This window comes from Bacillus sp. ZY-1-1 (assembly GCF_003047165.1).
GTDB classification, from domain to species: domain Bacteria; phylum Bacillota; class Bacilli; order Bacillales; family Bacillaceae; genus Bacillus; species Bacillus velezensis.
The window spans coordinates 771,152-786,680 of record NZ_CP027061.1 but is presented as its reverse complement, the minus strand read 5'-3'; the positions used below and the strand labels follow the sequence as shown (position 1 = coordinate 786,680).

The window sequence follows — 15,529 nt, the reverse complement described above, 5'->3', positions numbered from 1 at the left end:
TTTATTGTTTTTTTCTGTGAGCTTCATTGAGCTGTTTAATGTGCTGTATCGCAGCTTTGATGCCCTCTTTGGCGTCCGGGTAGGATTGATTCCAATGTTTGACGAGCGGCGGCATGCTTTTTGCGATATGTGTATACAAAATCCACTGCCTGACTTCTTCCTTTACATCCGGGTTTGTTTCGCCAAGCAATAGTTCCGTGTATTTCTCAAGCAGGCCGTCCAGCTGCTGCTGCAGTTTTTCTTCCATACCGTTTCCTTCCCTTTTTCATGATTATGACAATCGGGCGGTGAGGGCCGCTTCCTGCACGATACATCTGCCGCGTCCGTGCGGAATGCAAAGCGGCGTGCCGAACAGCGGATCTTGCGTTACCTGACAGTTCATTGCAAAGACCTGCTGTACAAGCTCGCAAGTGATGACTTCTTCGGGACGGCCCTCTGCGTAAATCTGTTTATCCTTTATGGCGACCAGATAATGGGCATAACGGCATGCCAGATTGAGATCGTGCAGCACCATGACGATTGTGCGTTTTTCTTTTTCATTTAATTCAAACAGCAAATCAAGAATTTCAATTTGATGCGTCATGTCGAGATAAGTCGTCGGCTCGTCAAGCAGAATGATATCCGTATCCTGAGCGAGTGTCATCGCAATCCATGCACGCTGGCGCTGTCCGCCTGACAAGGAATCCACAGGACGGTCGGCCATTTCCTCAAGCTTCGTCGCTTTTAGCGCTTTTGTGACTGCGTCTTCGTCCTCTTTGGACCATTGCTTCAGCCAGCTTTGATAAGGGTATCTTCCCTGCTTCACAAGCTGATGCACCGTCAGGCCTTCGGGAGCTGACGGACTCTGCGGCAAAATAGCGAGCTCTCTTGCCACTTCCTTCGTCGGAAGCTTAGCGATGGCTTTTCCTTCTAAAAGCACAGAACCGCCCCTCGGTTTCATCAGCCGGGCCAATGAACGTAAAAGCGTCGATTTTCCGCAGCCGTTGCTTCCGATCAATACAGTGATTTCGCCTTTTGGAATCGCGACATCCAATTCGTCAATGATAACAGTCTCTCCGTACCCTAAGCTCAGCGTCTCTGTAGAAATTGCACTCATACCGCTAACCGCTCCTTTTTTGAGTTTCCCAACACTATGTATATAAACAAATTGCCTAAACATTCAACGTGAGATCATGATTATATTGTAACAGAAATTAATGACTCTGAATATCATTATCAATTAGTTTTGGGTAAAAAAGCAGCGGGCGGCGGTTATTTTTTTATTTCCGTCATTTCTCCATCGTTCTTTTTCAGTTTTAGATAAAAATGGTCATAGCGGCTGTCCAAATTAAAAGCCGAAAGCACCTGCCGGACGACCTCGCTTTCCTGCATCCGGCCGTTTACGGCAAGTTCTCCGAGGATCATCTTCATTTCATCAAGCGCTTCCTCGCCCTCTCTGTGAACCCCTGAGAGCTTGTCCCGGATGTCCGCCTTTTCATGACCGCTTTTTCTTTCATACAAACCTTCATAGCGGTTATGCTCTCCGGCTCCGTAGCTGACGCGCAGGGAAAAGCTGCTGTAAGGAACCGGCTTCTCGGATGACACAGGTGTGCTGTCTTGTTCCGCTTCCCGTTTTTCTTCATTCAATCGGCAGCCGGCAATCAGCATCAGCGTAAGACATAAAACGCCCGCCGTTCTGATCCATTTCATGCGATTCACTCCCATTCCATTCCGATCGTTTTTAGGTATTTCCAAGGGAGGCGGCTGTCATTCACGGAACAAAAAAGAACCGGAGCGGTAACAGCTCCGGCCGGTTCATCTCCAGATTATCATTCAGTCAGCTCTAAAAATTCCTGCACATCCTGTACGGCAAGGCGGACCGCGTCTTCCCAAAACGACCGTTCCGTGAGATCCGCTCCAAGGTGCTTCATCGCCAAATCCTCAACGGTCATCGAAGCCGTGTCACACAAAAGCGCGATATATTTTTCTTCAAAATCCGCTTTTTCCCGAAGAGCTCTTGCATATATTCCAAGCGAAAATAAATAACCGAACGTGTACGGGAAATTGTAGAACGGCACTCCCGTAATATGAAAATGCAGTTTTGACGCCCAGAAATGAGGGTGGTATTCCCCTAATGAATCGCAAAATGCTTCTTTCTGCGCCGCTTCCATCAGTTCATTCAGTTTCTCAGCCGGAACGACGCCCTGCTTCCGCTCTTCATAAAAACGCGTTTCAAATAAAAATCTCGCATGAATATTCATAAACATGGCTACGCTTCTTTGAATTTTATCTTCAAGCAAGAACACCTTTTCATCCTTTGTCTCCGCTTGTTTCAAAGCGGCGTCGGCGACGATCATTTCCGCAAAGGTCGAGGCTGTTTCAGCCACATTCATAGCGTAGGCTCTGTTCAGCTGCCGCACTTGGAGCATGGCCTCCTGATGAAACGCGTGACCGAGCTCATGCGCCAGCGTCGATACGTTCGAAGCGCTTCCGGAAAACGTCATAAAAATCCGGGATTCTCCGCTGTCGGGAAAGCTGGTGCAGAAACCGCCGACCCGTTTGCCGCTGCGGTCTTCCGCTTCTATCCACCGATCGCGGAACGCTTTTTCCGTGAATGCGGACAGCTTTTTGCCAAACGTCGAAAATTGGCTGACGATCAGATTAGCCGCTTCATCATATGTGTATTCTTTCGAAGCCTCGCCGATCGGCGCGCCCACATCATACCAGTTCAGCCGCTCAAGCCCTAAAAGAGACGCCTTTCGATTCAGGTATTCGGCAAAAGGCTTTTTATGATCGGTAATGACCTGCCACATGACATCCAGCGTTTCTTTTTTCATCCGATTGATCGCAAGCGGCTCTTCCAAAGCGCTTTTCCAGCCCCGCGCTTTATAGATTTCCGTGCGGAAGCCGGCCAGATGGTTCAGCGTGCTGCTGAAAAGCTCCTCTTCTCCTTTCCAGGCTTCATTAAGCTCTTTGAACACTTGACGTCTGATGCGGCGATCCGGGTGCGCCATCATATTTTCCGCTTGGCCGACCGACAGCTCTTTATCCTCAAACGGAATCTTCATTCTGCCGACAGCCGCATTATACAGGTCGCCCCATGCGTGATAGCCGTCAACGGCCAGGCCTTCAATCAGCCTTTCTTCTGAAGCGCTGAGCTTCTCTCTGACCCGGTCTCTTCTCTCATTTAAAACATATGTGAGATCCTGAAGTTCCGGTTTTTGCAGGAGCTCCTCCCAGACCCGCTCGTCAATCCGGGCAAGTGTATCGTCAAGGGTGACCAGAGCGGATTTAAAATCACTGCTCAGCTGATTGATCCGCGCTCTCCATTCATTCGCTTTCTGATCATGAGTGTTCTGAGCCTGAAGACAGCCGACGAACGCTCCCGCCTGCCTGATCATGATCGCTGACCGTTCAAACCTATCAATCAGATTGATCAGCTCCCGGCTTTCATCCGCGTGCGTCGGAACTGTAAATGCTTCAACCGCATGTTGAAAAGCGCTTAGATGCTTTTTGAGCTCTTGTATGTATTGCTGAAACTCTTCCGACCGGCTCCCGCCCTCAAAAATGGAGTTTAAATCCCATGTTTCCTTCAATCCCTCTAATGCCATCTTTTCTTTACCCCTTTCTATCCGAAGCTGACTCCATTATAAAACAATTCTGACATATTTCCGAACGATTTCTCCTTCTTTCCGCGAGATGTTATACACTATGAGATAAGAACAAACGACAAACGGGGAGGATTATAAGATGAACAGAAAAGTTGCCATTGTAACCGGTGCGACGAGCGGATTCGGGATGCTGACAGCGCTGAAGCTCTCCCGGTCTTATCACGTCATCGCAACAGCCAGACAGCCGGAGAAAGCTGTAATACTGAAAGAGGCCGCCGCTCAAGCGGGTGCATCCGCATATATTACGGTCGTTTCTTTAGATGTGACAAATGAGCAGTCGGTGTCTGACTTCGGGAACACCATCAGCGGTTTCGGACCGATTGAGCTGCTTGTCAATAACGCCGGCACTGCGTACGGAGGGTTTATTGAAGATGTGCTGATGGAACATTACAGACAGCAGTATGAAACAAATGTATTCGGTCTGATTCACGTCACAAAAACCGTGCTGCCTTATATGCGGAAACATGGCGGGGCGAAAATCTTCAATATCAGCAGTATCAGCGGACTGACCGGTTTCCCGGCTCTATCTCCGTATGTCTCTTCCAAGTTCGCGGTTGAAGGGTTTACAGAGTGTCTGCGCCTCGAGCTTCTGCCTTTAGGAATTGATGCCGCTTTAATAGAACCGGGCTCCTATAAAACGTCTATTTGGGAGACGTCTCTCTCCAGCCATATTACGGCGCCCGGCAAAGACTCGCCTTATTATCGCTTTTATCAGCCCCTTGAAGCTTACTTCAAAGCCAACGCATCCAAAAGCGGCGATCCTGATGACGTAGCGGAGCTGATTTATCAATTGGCACAAAGGAAACGGCTGAAGAAACTGCGGTATCCGATCGGCAGGGGCGTTAAGCTGACATTGGCTTTCCGCTCACTCTTTCCGTGGTCCGCTTGGGAATCGATTATAAAGAAAAAGCTGTTCACTTAAACTAAATTATAATAATTATAATTTAGTATTGATTTTTATTTGATACGTGATATAATTAAATTAACAGATCACAGGGAGGACGATGAATATGAATACACAAAACGCGAAAAAAACTGAAACTCTTGTTGAGAAATCAATGAACACACAATTATCAAACTGGTTTATCCTTTACTCTAAACTGCACCGCTTCCATTGGTATGTAAAAGGCCCTCACTTCTTTACGCTTCATGAAAAATTTGAAGAACTGTATAACGAAGCGGCGGAAACGGCGGACGCCATCGCAGAGCGTCTTCTGGCCATCGGCGGACAGCCTGCGGCGACTTTGCACACTTACCTTGAACAAGCTTCCATTACGGATGAAGGTCAGGAAAAAACGGCTTCTGAAATGGTGAAATCACTGGTTCAAGACTATAAACAAATCAGCCGCGAATCAAAATTTGTAATCGGCATCGCAGAGGAACAAAATGACCCGTCAACTGCCGACCTGTTTGTCGGATTAGTTGAAGAAGCGGACAAGCATGTGTGGATGCTGTCAGCCTACTTGGGAGAATGACGAAAAAAGCTGAACCTCAGTTGAAGGTTCAGCTTTTTTTTGCGTTCAGCTTGCGCTTTCAGTTTGTTTCGTTAATGTGACGTTCAGCGTCTTTTTGCTTCCGCTTCTGAGCACTTGAACAGTCGTTTTATCGCCGATTTTCAGCTGGTTATATAAGATCTGTCTGATATCGGCGCTGCTGTCGACATCTTTGCCGTTCAGTTGTACAATGACGTCATTTGATTTGATGCCCGCTTTCGCAGCCGGTGAGCCGGATTGCACTTCTTTTACGTAAACACCCTTAGACAGCTGGTCGCCGAACAGTCCGAGCGTGTTTTCCTGATAGGTTTCCGGAACTTGCGCCATGTCAATCATCTGCACACCTAAAAACGGGCGCTCGACTTTTCCTTTTGCAAGCAGCTGGTCGACTATCGGTTCTACATCATTGCTCGGAATGGCAAAGCCGAGCGACTCCACGCCGTTTTCACTGACTTTCATGCTGTTGATCCCGATGACCTGGCCGCTTGAGTTGATTAACGGGCCGCCGCTGTTTCCGGGGTTAATCGCCGCATCCGTCTGAATCACGTTCATTTCCACCGTGCCTTGGGATGTATCGGCGTCCACCGTTCTGTTCAGCCCGCTGATGACACCTTGTGTGACGGTGCCGGAAAACTGCTGGCCGAGCGGGTTGCCGATGGCAATCACTTTATCGGCAATGCGGAGCTTGGAGGAATCCCCGAAGCTGGCCGCTTTTTTGACATTGGACGAGCTGATTTCCAATACAGCCAAGTCACTGATGGCATCCTTTCCGACAAGCTTTGCCGTTTCGGTTTTCCCATTGTAAAGAGTGACCGACAGTTTGTTCGCCCCTTCTACGACATGATTGTTTGTAATGATGTACGCTTTTTCGCCGTCTTTTTTGAAGATGACGCCTGACCCCGTGCCGCTTTCCGTTTCAGAGCTTGAACCGCCGTCAAGTCCGAACTGGCTGCTTTGCGAAGCTTGGTAGTTGGACACTCCGACAATCGCGGGCTCCAATTCTTCCACCATATCCGCTACGCTTGAGGTATTTTTCAAAGGCGTTGACGTAAAATTCGAAGACTGAACTTGTTTCGTATCAGAAACGGCTTCTGTCTTATGCTGCTCACCCGGCAGGTTCGGCACAATGCCAAGCACGAGGCCTCCGCCGATAATGCCGCCTAAAATCGGGCTCAGCCAAGCGGCTCTCCTTTTTTTTTCTTTTTTCACGGCAGCCGTTTTTTCAAATTCCGTACCGGCAGCCGTCTCGTTTTCCGGTTCTTTCGAGACGGGCCCTTCAAGCAGCTCGGGCTCCTGATGGCTGATCTGCTGCTGTTCATTTCTGTTTTGTTCCGTATGTGAAAGATCTGACTGATCGCGGCTTCTGCCGTCATCTCGATGATCGTTCATATTCACGCACACTCCTTCAGCATGTTTTCATTCTATCGATTACATATTCATCGCATGTACAAGTTCTATTGTCCCAATAATAAGGAGAAAAGCAAAGCTCCAAAACAAAATGTGTTTGAACATGTTATCTTCCCCGCTTTTTTTCTTCCTTTCTTCCCTTATACACATCATAAACAAACATTGTGGGATAAAAATGAAAAGAATATGTGAAATTATGAAAATGCGGCTTGAGTATGTTAAAACTAGTATAATGACGTTGAAAGGATGTGAAATGCCTTGTCATACACCATTTATCTAGTTGAAGATGAGGATAACCTGAATGAACTGCTCACAAAATATTTAGAGAATGAAGGCTGGAACATTACATCTTTCACAAAAGGCGAAGATGCCAGAAAGCAGATGCAGCCGTCTCCCCACTTGTGGATTCTTGACATCATGCTTCCGGATACGGACGGCTATACATTGATAAAAGAAATAAAAGAAAAAGATCCCGATGTGCCGGTCATTTTCATTTCCGCGCGGGATGCCGATATTGACAGAGTCCTCGGGTTAGAGCTTGGAAGCAATGATTATATCGCCAAGCCTTTTTTGCCGAGAGAGCTTATTATACGGGTCCAGAAACTGCTCGAGCTCGTGTATAAAGAACAGCCCGCCGCAAAGAAAACCGGCATCACCGTTTCTTCCTACAATGTGATCGAAGATGCCCGGGAGGTTTATGATGAAACCGGCAGCCTGGTCAATTTGACGTCTAAGGAATTTGATCTGCTGCTTTTATTTCTTCACCATAAAGGACACCCCTTTTCCAGAGAAGATATCCTGCTGAAAATATGGGGCCATGATTATTTCGGCACTGACCGGGTGGTCGATGACCTTGTGCGGAGGCTGAGAAAAAAAATGCCCGGGTTAAAGGTTGAGACCATTTACGGATTCGGCTACAGGATGATGACGTCATGAAAAATAAGCCGCTTGCTTTTCAAATATGGGTGGTCATCTCAGGCATCCTCTTAGCCATCTCGATTCTGCTTCTCGTGCTGTTCTCAAATACGCTGCGTAATTTTTTCACGGATGAAACGTATACGACTATTGAAAATGAACAGCATGTACTGACGGAGTACCGGCTGCCCGGATCGATCGAGCGGGGATATTACAGCGAGGATGCGACCGCTCCGACGACTTTCCGATCCGTTCAGCACGTTCTTCTGCCGGAGCGGGAGGAATCGGCCAGTGACAAAGACTTGAACTATTTTTCTTCTTCCTTTATCCATAAGGTGTACAAGCTCGCGGGCCGCCAGCACAGCGTCACGAAACGATACAGCGCGGACATCAGCGGTGAAAAAGTATTTTTCGTCATTAAAAAAGGCCTCACCATTAACGGCCAGGATGCGATGATGCTGTCTTACGCCCTTGATTCTTATCGTGATGATCTGGCATTCACCCTGTTCAAGCAGCTGCTTTTTATCATTGCCGGCGTGATTTTGTTAAGCTGGATTCCGGCGATTTGGCTTGCCAAATATCTCTCACGCCCGCTCGTTTCCTTAGAGAAGCATGTCAAACGGATTTCCGAACAGGACTGGGATGATCCGGTCATCGTCGACAGAAAAGACGAAATCGGAAAATTAGGCCATACCATTGAAGACATGCGGAGCAAGCTGGTGCAAAAGGATGAAACGGAAAGAACGCTCCTGCAAAATATCTCTCATGATTTAAAAACGCCTGTCATGGTGATAAGGGGCTATACTCAATCAATAAAGGACGGGATTTTTCCTAAGGGGGATCTGGAAACCACAATTGATGTCATTGAAGGCGAAGCAGAAAAACTTGAGAAGAAAATTAAGGATTTATTATATTTAACGAAGCTTGATTATTTAATGAAGCAGCGGGTGCACCATGAGACATTTGACATTGTGAAGGTCACGGAAGAAGTCATTGAACGGCTCAAATGGGCCCGGAAGGAATTATTGTGGAGCGTTGATACAGAAGATGCATTAATGATGCCCGGTGATCCGGAACAATGGAGCAAACTTCTTGAAAACATTCTCGAAAATCAAATCCGCTATGCAGAAACGGCGATTCACATTCGGATCAGCCAAAATCAGCAGCAGATTGTCATGACGGTTAAAAATGACGGGCCTCCGATTGAGGATGAGATGCTATCCAGCTTGTACGAGCCTTTTAATAAAGGGAAGAAAGGCGAGTTCGGCATAGGACTCAGCATCGTAAAACGGATTTTAACCCTGCATAAAGCATCAATTTCAATTGAAAATGACCAATCGGGTGTAATCTACCGAATTATCATACCAAAGTAGACTGTAGTGTTTCATTGCAGTCTTTTTTTATGTGAAGGAATAGCCGTTAAAATCTCTGTAGTTTGCTTTCAGCGGTTTTTGGCATTGATGAACCCATTTCTTTTCACAAATTGTCTTTTTCGGATATTTCACCTTTTCGACTTTAATTCCTCTGTTTCGCAAGCGGCTGATCATTTCATCTAATTCTTTCATTTTCAGATTCACCCTTTCGCCAGAACTTTGACCATTCGGTCAGCTCACTTTATAATATAAATAAAACAAAACAAAAAAACAAGTTACAATCAGGTTAAATTTACGGAATATCAATATGACCATATAGTCATACATGAGAAGCACAAGCCAGCCTCCTGGCTCCGAAAGGGTGGAACCATTGAAGGAAAAAGAAAAGCTGATCATTGAAGCAGCAATCAAACTGTTTGCCCGAAAAGGGTACAAATCTACATCGGTTCAGGAAATCGCCGATGAATGCAAAATCTCAAAAGGCGCTTTTTATCTTTACTTTCCTTCCAAAGAAGCACTGCTCCTATCCATGCTGAATTACTACTATGATAAAACGTTTACCCGAATCACGACGATCCAAACGGAGGGTGACAGTCCGAGAGCCGCTTATCAAAAACAGCTTGCGGTGTTTTACGAATCGATTCTCGCCCATCAGGATTTTATTACCATGCAGATGAAAGACGGTTCACTTCCTTATACCGAAGAAGCGGCGCAGTGCGGAAAGAGAATCCGCCGGTCGATCCTGCAGTTTCATATCGACAGTCTTCTTGCTATTTACGGAGAAAAAGCTGAACCATACACAGCCGAGCTTTGTTTTTTAATAGAAGGAATCAGTCAGATGTATCTTGAATATCTCATTCTGACCGGCCGGTCCGTACAGCCTTCGCTTCTGGCAAATACCGTGATTCACAGAATTGATGACATCGTAAACGGAATGGCGGACAGACATGATGAAGCATTTATTTCTCTTGATGAGGCAAGCTCACTGTTTGGGCCCCTTCATAACGGGCAGCCCGATCCTTTAAGCCAATCGATCTTGCAGACCCTCCGCACGCGCATCGGCACGATGGACAAGGCGCAAGCATCCGAATTCACCGAGAGCTTGGATATTCTGGAAGCGGAAATGAAGAAAAAGTCGCCGAAACCGGCAATCATCAAAGGAATGATTTTGAATTTGAAGGAATCCGACCTGCTGGCTGAAGATGCAGAACAGCTCAGATTTTTACTGAAACAGCAGTTTATTTAGAAGAACGGCCGCAATGACTGCAGCCGTTCTTTCTTTTTATGCTTTCGGGTGCACCATATCTTCCGGACGCACCATTTCATTAAATTGTTCTTCTGTCAGAAGGTTCAGCTGTAATGCCGCTTCTTTCAGCGTCAGGCCTTCTTTGTGAGCAAGCTTGGCGATTTTCGCGGCGTTTTCATAACCGATGTGCGGGTTAAGCGCCGTAACAAGCATTAATGAGTTAGAGAGATTTTCCTGAATCGTCTCTTGGTTCGGCTCAATACCGACAGCGCATTTGTCATGGAAGGAATTCATTCCGTCACTGAGCAGCTGCACGGTCTGGAGGAAGTTATAAATAATAACCGGTTTGAAGACATTCAGCTCGAAGTTTCCTTGGCTGGCCGCAAATCCGATTGTCGCGTCATTTCCCATCACTTGCGCGGCGATCATTGTCAGCGCCTCACTTTGCGTCGGGTTGACTTTGCCCGGCATGATAGAGCTTCCCGGCTCATTTTCAGGAATGACGATTTCGCCGATTCCGCAGCGCGGGCCGCTAGCCAGCCATCTGACATCGTTGGCAATCTTCATCAGGTCGGCAGCCAATGCTTTTAACGCGCCGTGAACGTGAGTGATTTCATCATGGCTTGTGAGCGCGTGGAATTTGTTAGGCGAACTTTTGAATGTCTGCCCCGTTACTTTTGTTATTTCTTCCGCGACGTATTCACCGAACTGCGGATGGGCGTTGATTCCCGTGCCGACTGCCGTGCCTCCGATGGCAAGCGCGCGGATTTTTTCCGTTGACTCAAGAATCATTTCTTTCGAACGGTCAAGCATGTATACCCAGCCGCTGATTTCCTGTCCGAGCGTCAGCGGAGTGGCGTCCTGCAAATGCGTGCGTCCGATTTTCACAATATCCTGATAAGCTTTCGCTTTTTCATCAAGCGTCGCGCGCAGCTGATCAAGCGCCGGAACGAGCTGCTCATATACGGCAAGAACCGCCGCAACGTGCATCGCCGTCGGGAATGTATCGTTTGAGCTTTGGCTGCGGTTGACGTCGTCATTCGGATGAATCTTCAGCTCGGAATTTTTTTCTTTCAATAAAGCAGTCGCGCGGTTGGCCACCACTTCATTCATGTTCATGTTGCTTTGCGTGCCGCTTCCCGTCTGCCAGACAACGAGCGGAAAGTTATCGTCGTATTTGCCGTTTAAAACATCGTCACATACAGCGGCAATCGCTTGTGCTTTTTCAGACTCTAAGTTGCCGAGGCGTTCGTTGGCGATCGCTGTGCTTCTTTTCAATATTGCAAACGCCTTCACAACACGCTGAGGCATTTTTTCTGAACCGATTTTGAAGTTCTCCTTGCTGCGCTGTGTCTGAGCGCCCCAAAATTTATCTGCCGGAACTTTAACTTCTCCCATGGTGTCTTTTTCAATTCTGTAGTCCATTTATGTATCCCTCCATAACAGTTGCTTCACCCTGAGTATTATTCGCCAGTAACAGATGAAACCCTTTTTATTTTTCGGCCTTGGCCGTTTTTAATTTCAGCTCAAGATAGACGCGCGAATCCTTAGAGTATTTATACTTCGGATTTGTTTTACGGTATTCTTTCGACGTGTAAGCCACTTCGTAATGCGCTTCAAATGATTTGATGAGCTGTTCAATTTCTTCGGCATTCCCTGCCAGTCTGACTTGTGCCACATCTCTCCTCCGCTTTCATAAAAAAACTTGTACCATTAAATACTTTATCATAGTATATCATTTTTTTAACAGGAAAAGATAACCTCAATTAAGGATTGGAAGGCGGGTGACTGTCGATGGCGCAATCGGAATTCAAGGAATACATACACATTAACCTGGCACTGGTGCTTCCCCACGTAGAGCAGAATGATGACCTGGTTCAAAATAAAAAGATGCTTCCGAACGGGCTTGTTTTTTATTATATGTATCTGAGTGAAATGAACGACGAAGACAAAATAAAAGAGGCGATTGAAACGCTGCTTCAGGAGGAAGACACTCTGACGCTGGATACGGTGGCGAAACGTCTTGATAAGATCAACGCCCGTCCCGTCTTTACGTCGAAGGAAGCCGTCATCTCCATTCTGCGGGGAAAATGCGCCGTGTTTATTAACGGACTTGACAGCGTATACATTTTGTCCACGGGAAAAAGAGAAAAAAGAAGCGTGAATGAACCCACATCCGAAAAGGTCGTAAGAGGTCCGAAAATCGCCTTCATAGAAGATTCTGATACAAACGTCGCCATGATCAGGCAGCGCACGAACCATCCGAAGCTGAAAACGAAAAAGGTTCCGATCGGAGAAAATAAGTTAAAATACGCCACGGTCATGTACATAGATGATAAGGCGGACCCATCTGTCGTCAGCGATGTTGTAAAGCGCCTCAGCGAAGTGAAGATGGACGACATTCAGGATTCCGGAACCCTTGAGGAGCTTATTGAGGATAATAAGTATTCGCCCTTTCCGCAAATACAAAATACGGAACGGCCTGATAAAGTCTCTTCCGCCTTGTTCAACGGCCGCGTCGCCATCCTTGTCGACAACTCGCCGTTTGCGCTGGTGGTTCCGGCTTCTTTAGGAATTTTAATGCAGTCTCCCGATGATTATTATGAACGGTGGATTTCCGCCTCGCTCATCCGGGTGCTGCGGTTTACGTCTATTTTTATCACGCTGTTTTTTTCGTCCATTTATATCGCCCTCGTTTCGTTTCACCAAGGGCTGCTGCCGACGTCGCTTGCAGTCACCATCGCGGCGAACAGAGAAAACGTCCCCTTCCCGCCTATCATTGAAGCGATGGTAATGGAAATTACAATCGAGCTGCTGAGGGAAGCGGGCTTGAGGCTTCCCAGCCCGCTCGGCCAGACGATCGGATTGGTGGGCGGAGTCGTCATCGGCCAGGCGGCCGTTGAAGCGAATATTGTCAGCTCCATCATGGTCATCGTGGTCAGCATTGTCGCGCTCGCTTCATTTACGGTGCCGCAATACGGGATGGGTCTGTCGTTCCGTGTGCTCCGTTTTATTTCGATGTTTACCGCGGCAGCTTTCGGGCTGTACGGCATGATTTTATTTATGCTGGCGATCTACACTCATTTATCGAGACAGCGAAGCTTCGGTTCTCCGTATTTCTCGCCGAATGGATTTTTCAGCTTAAAAAACGCAAACGACTCTATTCTCCGTCTCCCTATTAAAAATCAACCAAAAGAGGCGAAAAACGTAAATGAGCCAGAAAACAACTCACAATAAGCTTACAAGCTATCAAGGGACAGCATTGATTGCAAACACGATGCTCGGCGCGGGGCTCCTCACCATGCCGCGGGCGCTGTCATCCAGGGCAAATTCGCCGGACGGCTGGATCGCGTTATGTCTGGAAGGCGTCATCTTTATCTTTTTGATTTATCTCAATACGCTCATTATGAAAAAGCATCAGTACGGATCATTATTTGATTATATGAATGAAGGACTCGGCAAATGGGCGGGAAATATCGTCAATCTGATGATCTGTCTCTATTTTATAGGAGTCGCCAGCTTCGAAGCCCGGGCGATGGCGGAAATGGTCAAGTTCTTTTTATTGGAAAGAACGCCCGTGCCGGTCACGCTGTTTATCTTTATCGCCTGTTCCGTTTATTTAATTATCGGCGGCATGAGCGATATCGGCAGGCTCTTTCCTTTCTATTTAACGATTACGATCATTATTTTGCTGGTGGTGTTTTCTTTCAGCTTTAAAATATTTGATCTGGACAACCTGCGGCCGGTGCTCGGGCAGGGATTTTCTCCCGTTATGGCTTCCTTGACCGTCGTTTCTGTTTCCTTCTTGGGAATTGAGATTATGCTGTTTCTCCCCGAGTACCTCAAAAATAAAAAGCACACATTCCGCATGTCGGCCATAGGCTTTGGCATCCCGATTATTTTATACATCATTACCTACGTTCTCGTCGTCGGCGCCTTAACCACCCAGGATGTCAAAACAATGATCTGGCCAACGATCGCGCTCTTTCAATCATTTGAAATCAAAGGGCTTTTTATTGAAAGGTTCGAGTCCTTTTTGCTTGTTGTCTGGATCATCCAGTTTTTCGCCACCTATGTATCATACGGATATTTCGCGACATCAGCTCTTCATAAAATTTTCGGGCTGAAACAGAAAAAAGGCATCATCTTCGTAGGCATCGCGACATTCTTCGGATCATTGTTGCCAAAAGACGGAAACAAGCTGATGCTGTTCAGTGATATTCTCGGCTATATCTTCTTGGTTTTCTTTTTGCTGCCTTTACTGATGTTTGCAGTCGTCGCTGTGAAAAGGAAGGTGAAAAAAGCGCAATGAAGAAATACATCGTAATCATATTTTGCACATTGCTTTTGGCCGGGTGCTGGGACAGCCGCAATTTAGAAGACTTGAGCCTCGTTATCGGAGTCGGGCTCGATAAACCCGCGGAAGAAAATGTGGAAGTGACACAGCAGATTCTGGTTCCGCAAAAAGCAAGTGCTCAGCAGTCGTCGTCAGGTGACACGACAAAGGTGACTTCCACTCCAGGGGAAACCGTCCATCAAGCATTAAGAACGGCATCGTTAAAAAATCACCCCGCCTTCTCCCAGCACTTGCGTATCATGCTGTTTTCCGAAGCGCTGTTAAAGGATGACATTCCGCTTGACGCATTGATGAACCAATTTATCAGAGACAACGGTACGAGAAGAAGCTGCAATGTGATGACGGTGCCGGATAAAACGAAAGATATTTTCAATATCAGTGACCAGGGAGAACCTGCGTCAAATACGATCTATGACTTAACGGAGAATAATTCGGTCACCATCCGGATGATGGAGCCCGTGACATTGGGGGAAATATCCGAGAAAATCGCCAAGGGCGAAACCTTTGCCCTTCCTCAAGTGCGCAAAGTGGGCAGCAGACTGGAAATCTGGGGCGCTACCATTATTAAAAATAAATTCTGGTATGCGAATTTAACGCCTTTACAAGTCCAGAATATGAACCTGTTCACAGGCACGGTAAAGGGAGGCGTCACGTTTGCAAAGCATGACAATTATTATTTATCTTTCGAGGTATTTTCCAGCAAATATAATGTAAAAACACAATATAAAAACGGAAAATTCAAGTTTATCGTCACCCGGTTTGTTGAAGGCCGTCTGTCTGAGGATTGGAATCCGAAAGAAGATTCTTTCAAGGAGTCCTATATAAATGAAATCAAAAACGCGGTAAAACGCAGCATTCATTCAGATGTTATGGCATTCATTGATTACATGCAGCATGAGTTGAAAGTGGATATTACCGGGTTAGGCGATCAAGTCCGGATTCATTATCCTGATAAATGGAAAAAGATATCCTCTGACTGGGATCATCACTTCAGTGAATCGGATATTGAATACAAAGTCAAAGTCGCCATCAGGGATTTCGGAACAAAGGGAATGTCCCAATGACCCCGTCCCTCGGGAGAGTGTGCC

15 protein-coding genes and 1 pseudogene are annotated in these 15,529 nt (G+C 46.8%); 8 read left to right on the top strand and 8 right to left on the bottom strand.

All coding sequences use genetic code 11. The features are described 5' to 3' along the window. Position 1 precedes the first annotated feature (1 nt). The 4 genes and pseudogenes from C5I45_RS04070 to C5I45_RS04055 form a co-directional block, all read right to left on the bottom strand. Positions 2–269 (bottom strand): annotated as a pseudogene (locus C5I45_RS04070) (YusU family protein). 2 nt (positions 270–271) lie between these two features. After that, positions 272–1,096, bottom strand: coding sequence for an ABC transporter ATP-binding protein (locus tag C5I45_RS04065; protein WP_003151820.1), 825 nt, complete (start codon positions 1,094–1,096; stop codon positions 272–274). 155 nt (positions 1,097–1,251) lie between these two features. Next, complete coding sequence (locus C5I45_RS04060; protein ID WP_015387740.1) at positions 1,252–1,689, bottom strand: YusW family protein; 438 nt, start codon at positions 1,687–1,689, stop codon at positions 1,252–1,254. Between the two features lie 119 nt (positions 1,690–1,808). After that, positions 1,809–3,590, bottom strand: coding sequence for a M3 family oligoendopeptidase (locus C5I45_RS04055; protein WP_024085774.1), 1,782 nt, complete (start codon positions 3,588–3,590; stop codon positions 1,809–1,811). 139 nt (positions 3,591–3,729) lie between these two features. On the opposite strand from C5I45_RS04055, the gene C5I45_RS04050 reads away from it, so the two are divergent. Both C5I45_RS04050 and C5I45_RS04045 read left to right on the top strand, forming a co-directional pair. Continuing rightward, entirely contained in the window at positions 3,730–4,572 is an 843-nt protein-coding gene (locus C5I45_RS04050; protein ID WP_014305777.1) for an oxidoreductase, read from the top strand. Between the two features lie 88 nt (positions 4,573–4,660). After that, positions 4,661–5,125, top strand: a complete 465-nt coding sequence (locus C5I45_RS04045; protein WP_014305778.1) for a Dps family protein — start codon at positions 4,661–4,663, stop codon at positions 5,123–5,125. Positions 5,126–5,170: 45 nt separating this feature from the next. Here C5I45_RS04045 and C5I45_RS04040 read toward each other — a convergent pair whose 3' ends face one another. Next, positions 5,171–6,532 (bottom strand): S1C family serine protease, encoded by a 1,362-nt coding sequence (locus C5I45_RS04040; RefSeq protein ID WP_043867411.1) that lies wholly within the window; start codon positions 6,530–6,532, stop codon positions 5,171–5,173. Positions 6,533–6,808: 276 nt separating this feature from the next. On the opposite strand from C5I45_RS04040, the gene C5I45_RS04035 reads away from it, so the two are divergent. Then, entirely contained in the window at positions 6,809–7,486 is a 678-nt protein-coding gene (locus C5I45_RS04035) for a two-component system response regulator CssR (protein WP_007410069.1), read from the top strand. Next, complete coding sequence (locus C5I45_RS04030; protein WP_014305781.1) at positions 7,483–8,838, top strand: two-component system sensor histidine kinase CssS; 1,356 nt, start codon at positions 7,483–7,485, stop codon at positions 8,836–8,838. The genes C5I45_RS04035 and C5I45_RS04030 overlap by 4 nt, the downstream gene beginning before the upstream one ends. Positions 8,839–8,865: 27 nt before the next feature. On the opposite strand, the gene spxO is transcribed toward C5I45_RS04030, so the two are convergent. Then, positions 8,866–9,030, bottom strand: a complete 165-nt coding sequence (gene spxO, locus C5I45_RS04025; RefSeq protein WP_003151811.1) for an anti-adapter protein SpxO — start codon at positions 9,028–9,030, stop codon at positions 8,866–8,868. A gap of 178 nt (positions 9,031–9,208) precedes the next feature. Between spxO and C5I45_RS04020 the strand changes: the two genes are divergently transcribed. Beyond that, entirely contained in the window at positions 9,209–10,084 is an 876-nt protein-coding gene (locus tag C5I45_RS04020) for a TetR/AcrR family transcriptional regulator (protein ID WP_014305782.1), read from the top strand. A 36-nt stretch (positions 10,085–10,120) separates the two neighbouring features. On the opposite strand, the gene fumC is transcribed toward C5I45_RS04020, so the two are convergent. Both fumC and C5I45_RS04010 read right to left on the bottom strand, forming a co-directional pair. Continuing rightward, complete coding sequence (fumC, locus tag C5I45_RS04015; protein WP_003151808.1) at positions 10,121–11,509, bottom strand: class II fumarate hydratase; 1,389 nt, start codon at positions 11,507–11,509, stop codon at positions 10,121–10,123. A gap of 67 nt (positions 11,510–11,576) precedes the next feature. Next, the gene (locus C5I45_RS04010) at positions 11,577–11,762 is read right to left on the bottom strand and encodes a YvzF family protein (protein ID WP_003151806.1); all 186 of its coding nucleotides are present in this window, start codon (positions 11,760–11,762) and stop codon (positions 11,577–11,579) included. Between the two features lie 116 nt (positions 11,763–11,878). On the opposite strand from C5I45_RS04010, the gene C5I45_RS04005 reads away from it, so the two are divergent. Genes C5I45_RS04005 through C5I45_RS03995 form a run of 3 tightly spaced genes read left to right on the top strand, consistent with a single transcriptional unit; the run spans position 11,879 to position 15,505 of the window. Further along, positions 11,879–13,321 carry a spore germination receptor protein GerAA gene (locus tag C5I45_RS04005; protein ID WP_107994246.1) on the top strand — a complete coding sequence of 481 codons (1,443 nt, stop codon included), beginning with the start codon at positions 11,879–11,881 and terminating at the stop codon, positions 13,319–13,321. Further along, positions 13,296–14,396: a spore germination protein gene (locus C5I45_RS04000; protein WP_003151802.1), complete on the top strand. Its 1,101-nt coding sequence runs from the start codon at positions 13,296–13,298 to the stop codon at positions 14,394–14,396. The genes C5I45_RS04005 and C5I45_RS04000 overlap by 26 nt, the downstream gene beginning before the upstream one ends. Continuing rightward, positions 14,393–15,505 carry a Ger(x)C family spore germination protein gene (locus C5I45_RS03995; protein WP_003151800.1) on the top strand — a complete coding sequence of 371 codons (1,113 nt, stop codon included), beginning with the start codon at positions 14,393–14,395 and terminating at the stop codon, positions 15,503–15,505. The genes C5I45_RS04000 and C5I45_RS03995 overlap by 4 nt, the downstream gene beginning before the upstream one ends. Positions 15,506–15,529: the final 24 nt, after the last annotated feature.

Coding starts and splice junctions, on each gene's coding strand:
- C5I45_RS04040 (WP_043867411.1), bottom strand. CDS start 6,532: ATGAACGATCATCGAGATGACGGCAGAAGCCGCGATCAGTCAGATCTT.
- C5I45_RS04030 (WP_014305781.1), top strand. CDS start 7,483: ATGAAAAATAAGCCGCTTGCTTTTCAAATATGGGTGGTCATCTCAGGC.
- C5I45_RS04000 (WP_003151802.1), top strand. CDS start 13,296: ATGAGCCAGAAAACAACTCACAATAAGCTTACAAGCTATCAAGGGACA.
- C5I45_RS04055 (WP_024085774.1), bottom strand. CDS start 3,590: ATGGCATTAGAGGGATTGAAGGAAACATGGGATTTAAACTCCATTTTT.
- C5I45_RS03995 (WP_003151800.1), top strand. CDS start 14,393: ATGAAGAAATACATCGTAATCATATTTTGCACATTGCTTTTGGCCGGG.
- C5I45_RS04005 (WP_107994246.1), top strand. CDS start 11,879: ATGGCGCAATCGGAATTCAAGGAATACATACACATTAACCTGGCACTG.
- fumC (WP_003151808.1), bottom strand. CDS start 11,509: ATGGACTACAGAATTGAAAAAGACACCATGGGAGAAGTTAAAGTTCCG.
- C5I45_RS04050 (WP_014305777.1), top strand. CDS start 3,730: ATGAACAGAAAAGTTGCCATTGTAACCGGTGCGACGAGCGGATTCGGG.
- C5I45_RS04045 (WP_014305778.1), top strand. CDS start 4,661: ATGAATACACAAAACGCGAAAAAAACTGAAACTCTTGTTGAGAAATCA.
- C5I45_RS04060 (WP_015387740.1), bottom strand. CDS start 1,689: ATGAAATGGATCAGAACGGCGGGCGTTTTATGTCTTACGCTGATGCTG.
- spxO (WP_003151811.1), bottom strand. CDS start 9,030: ATGAAAGAATTAGATGAAATGATCAGCCGCTTGCGAAACAGAGGAATT.
- C5I45_RS04065 (WP_003151820.1), bottom strand. CDS start 1,096: ATGAGTGCAATTTCTACAGAGACGCTGAGCTTAGGGTACGGAGAGACT.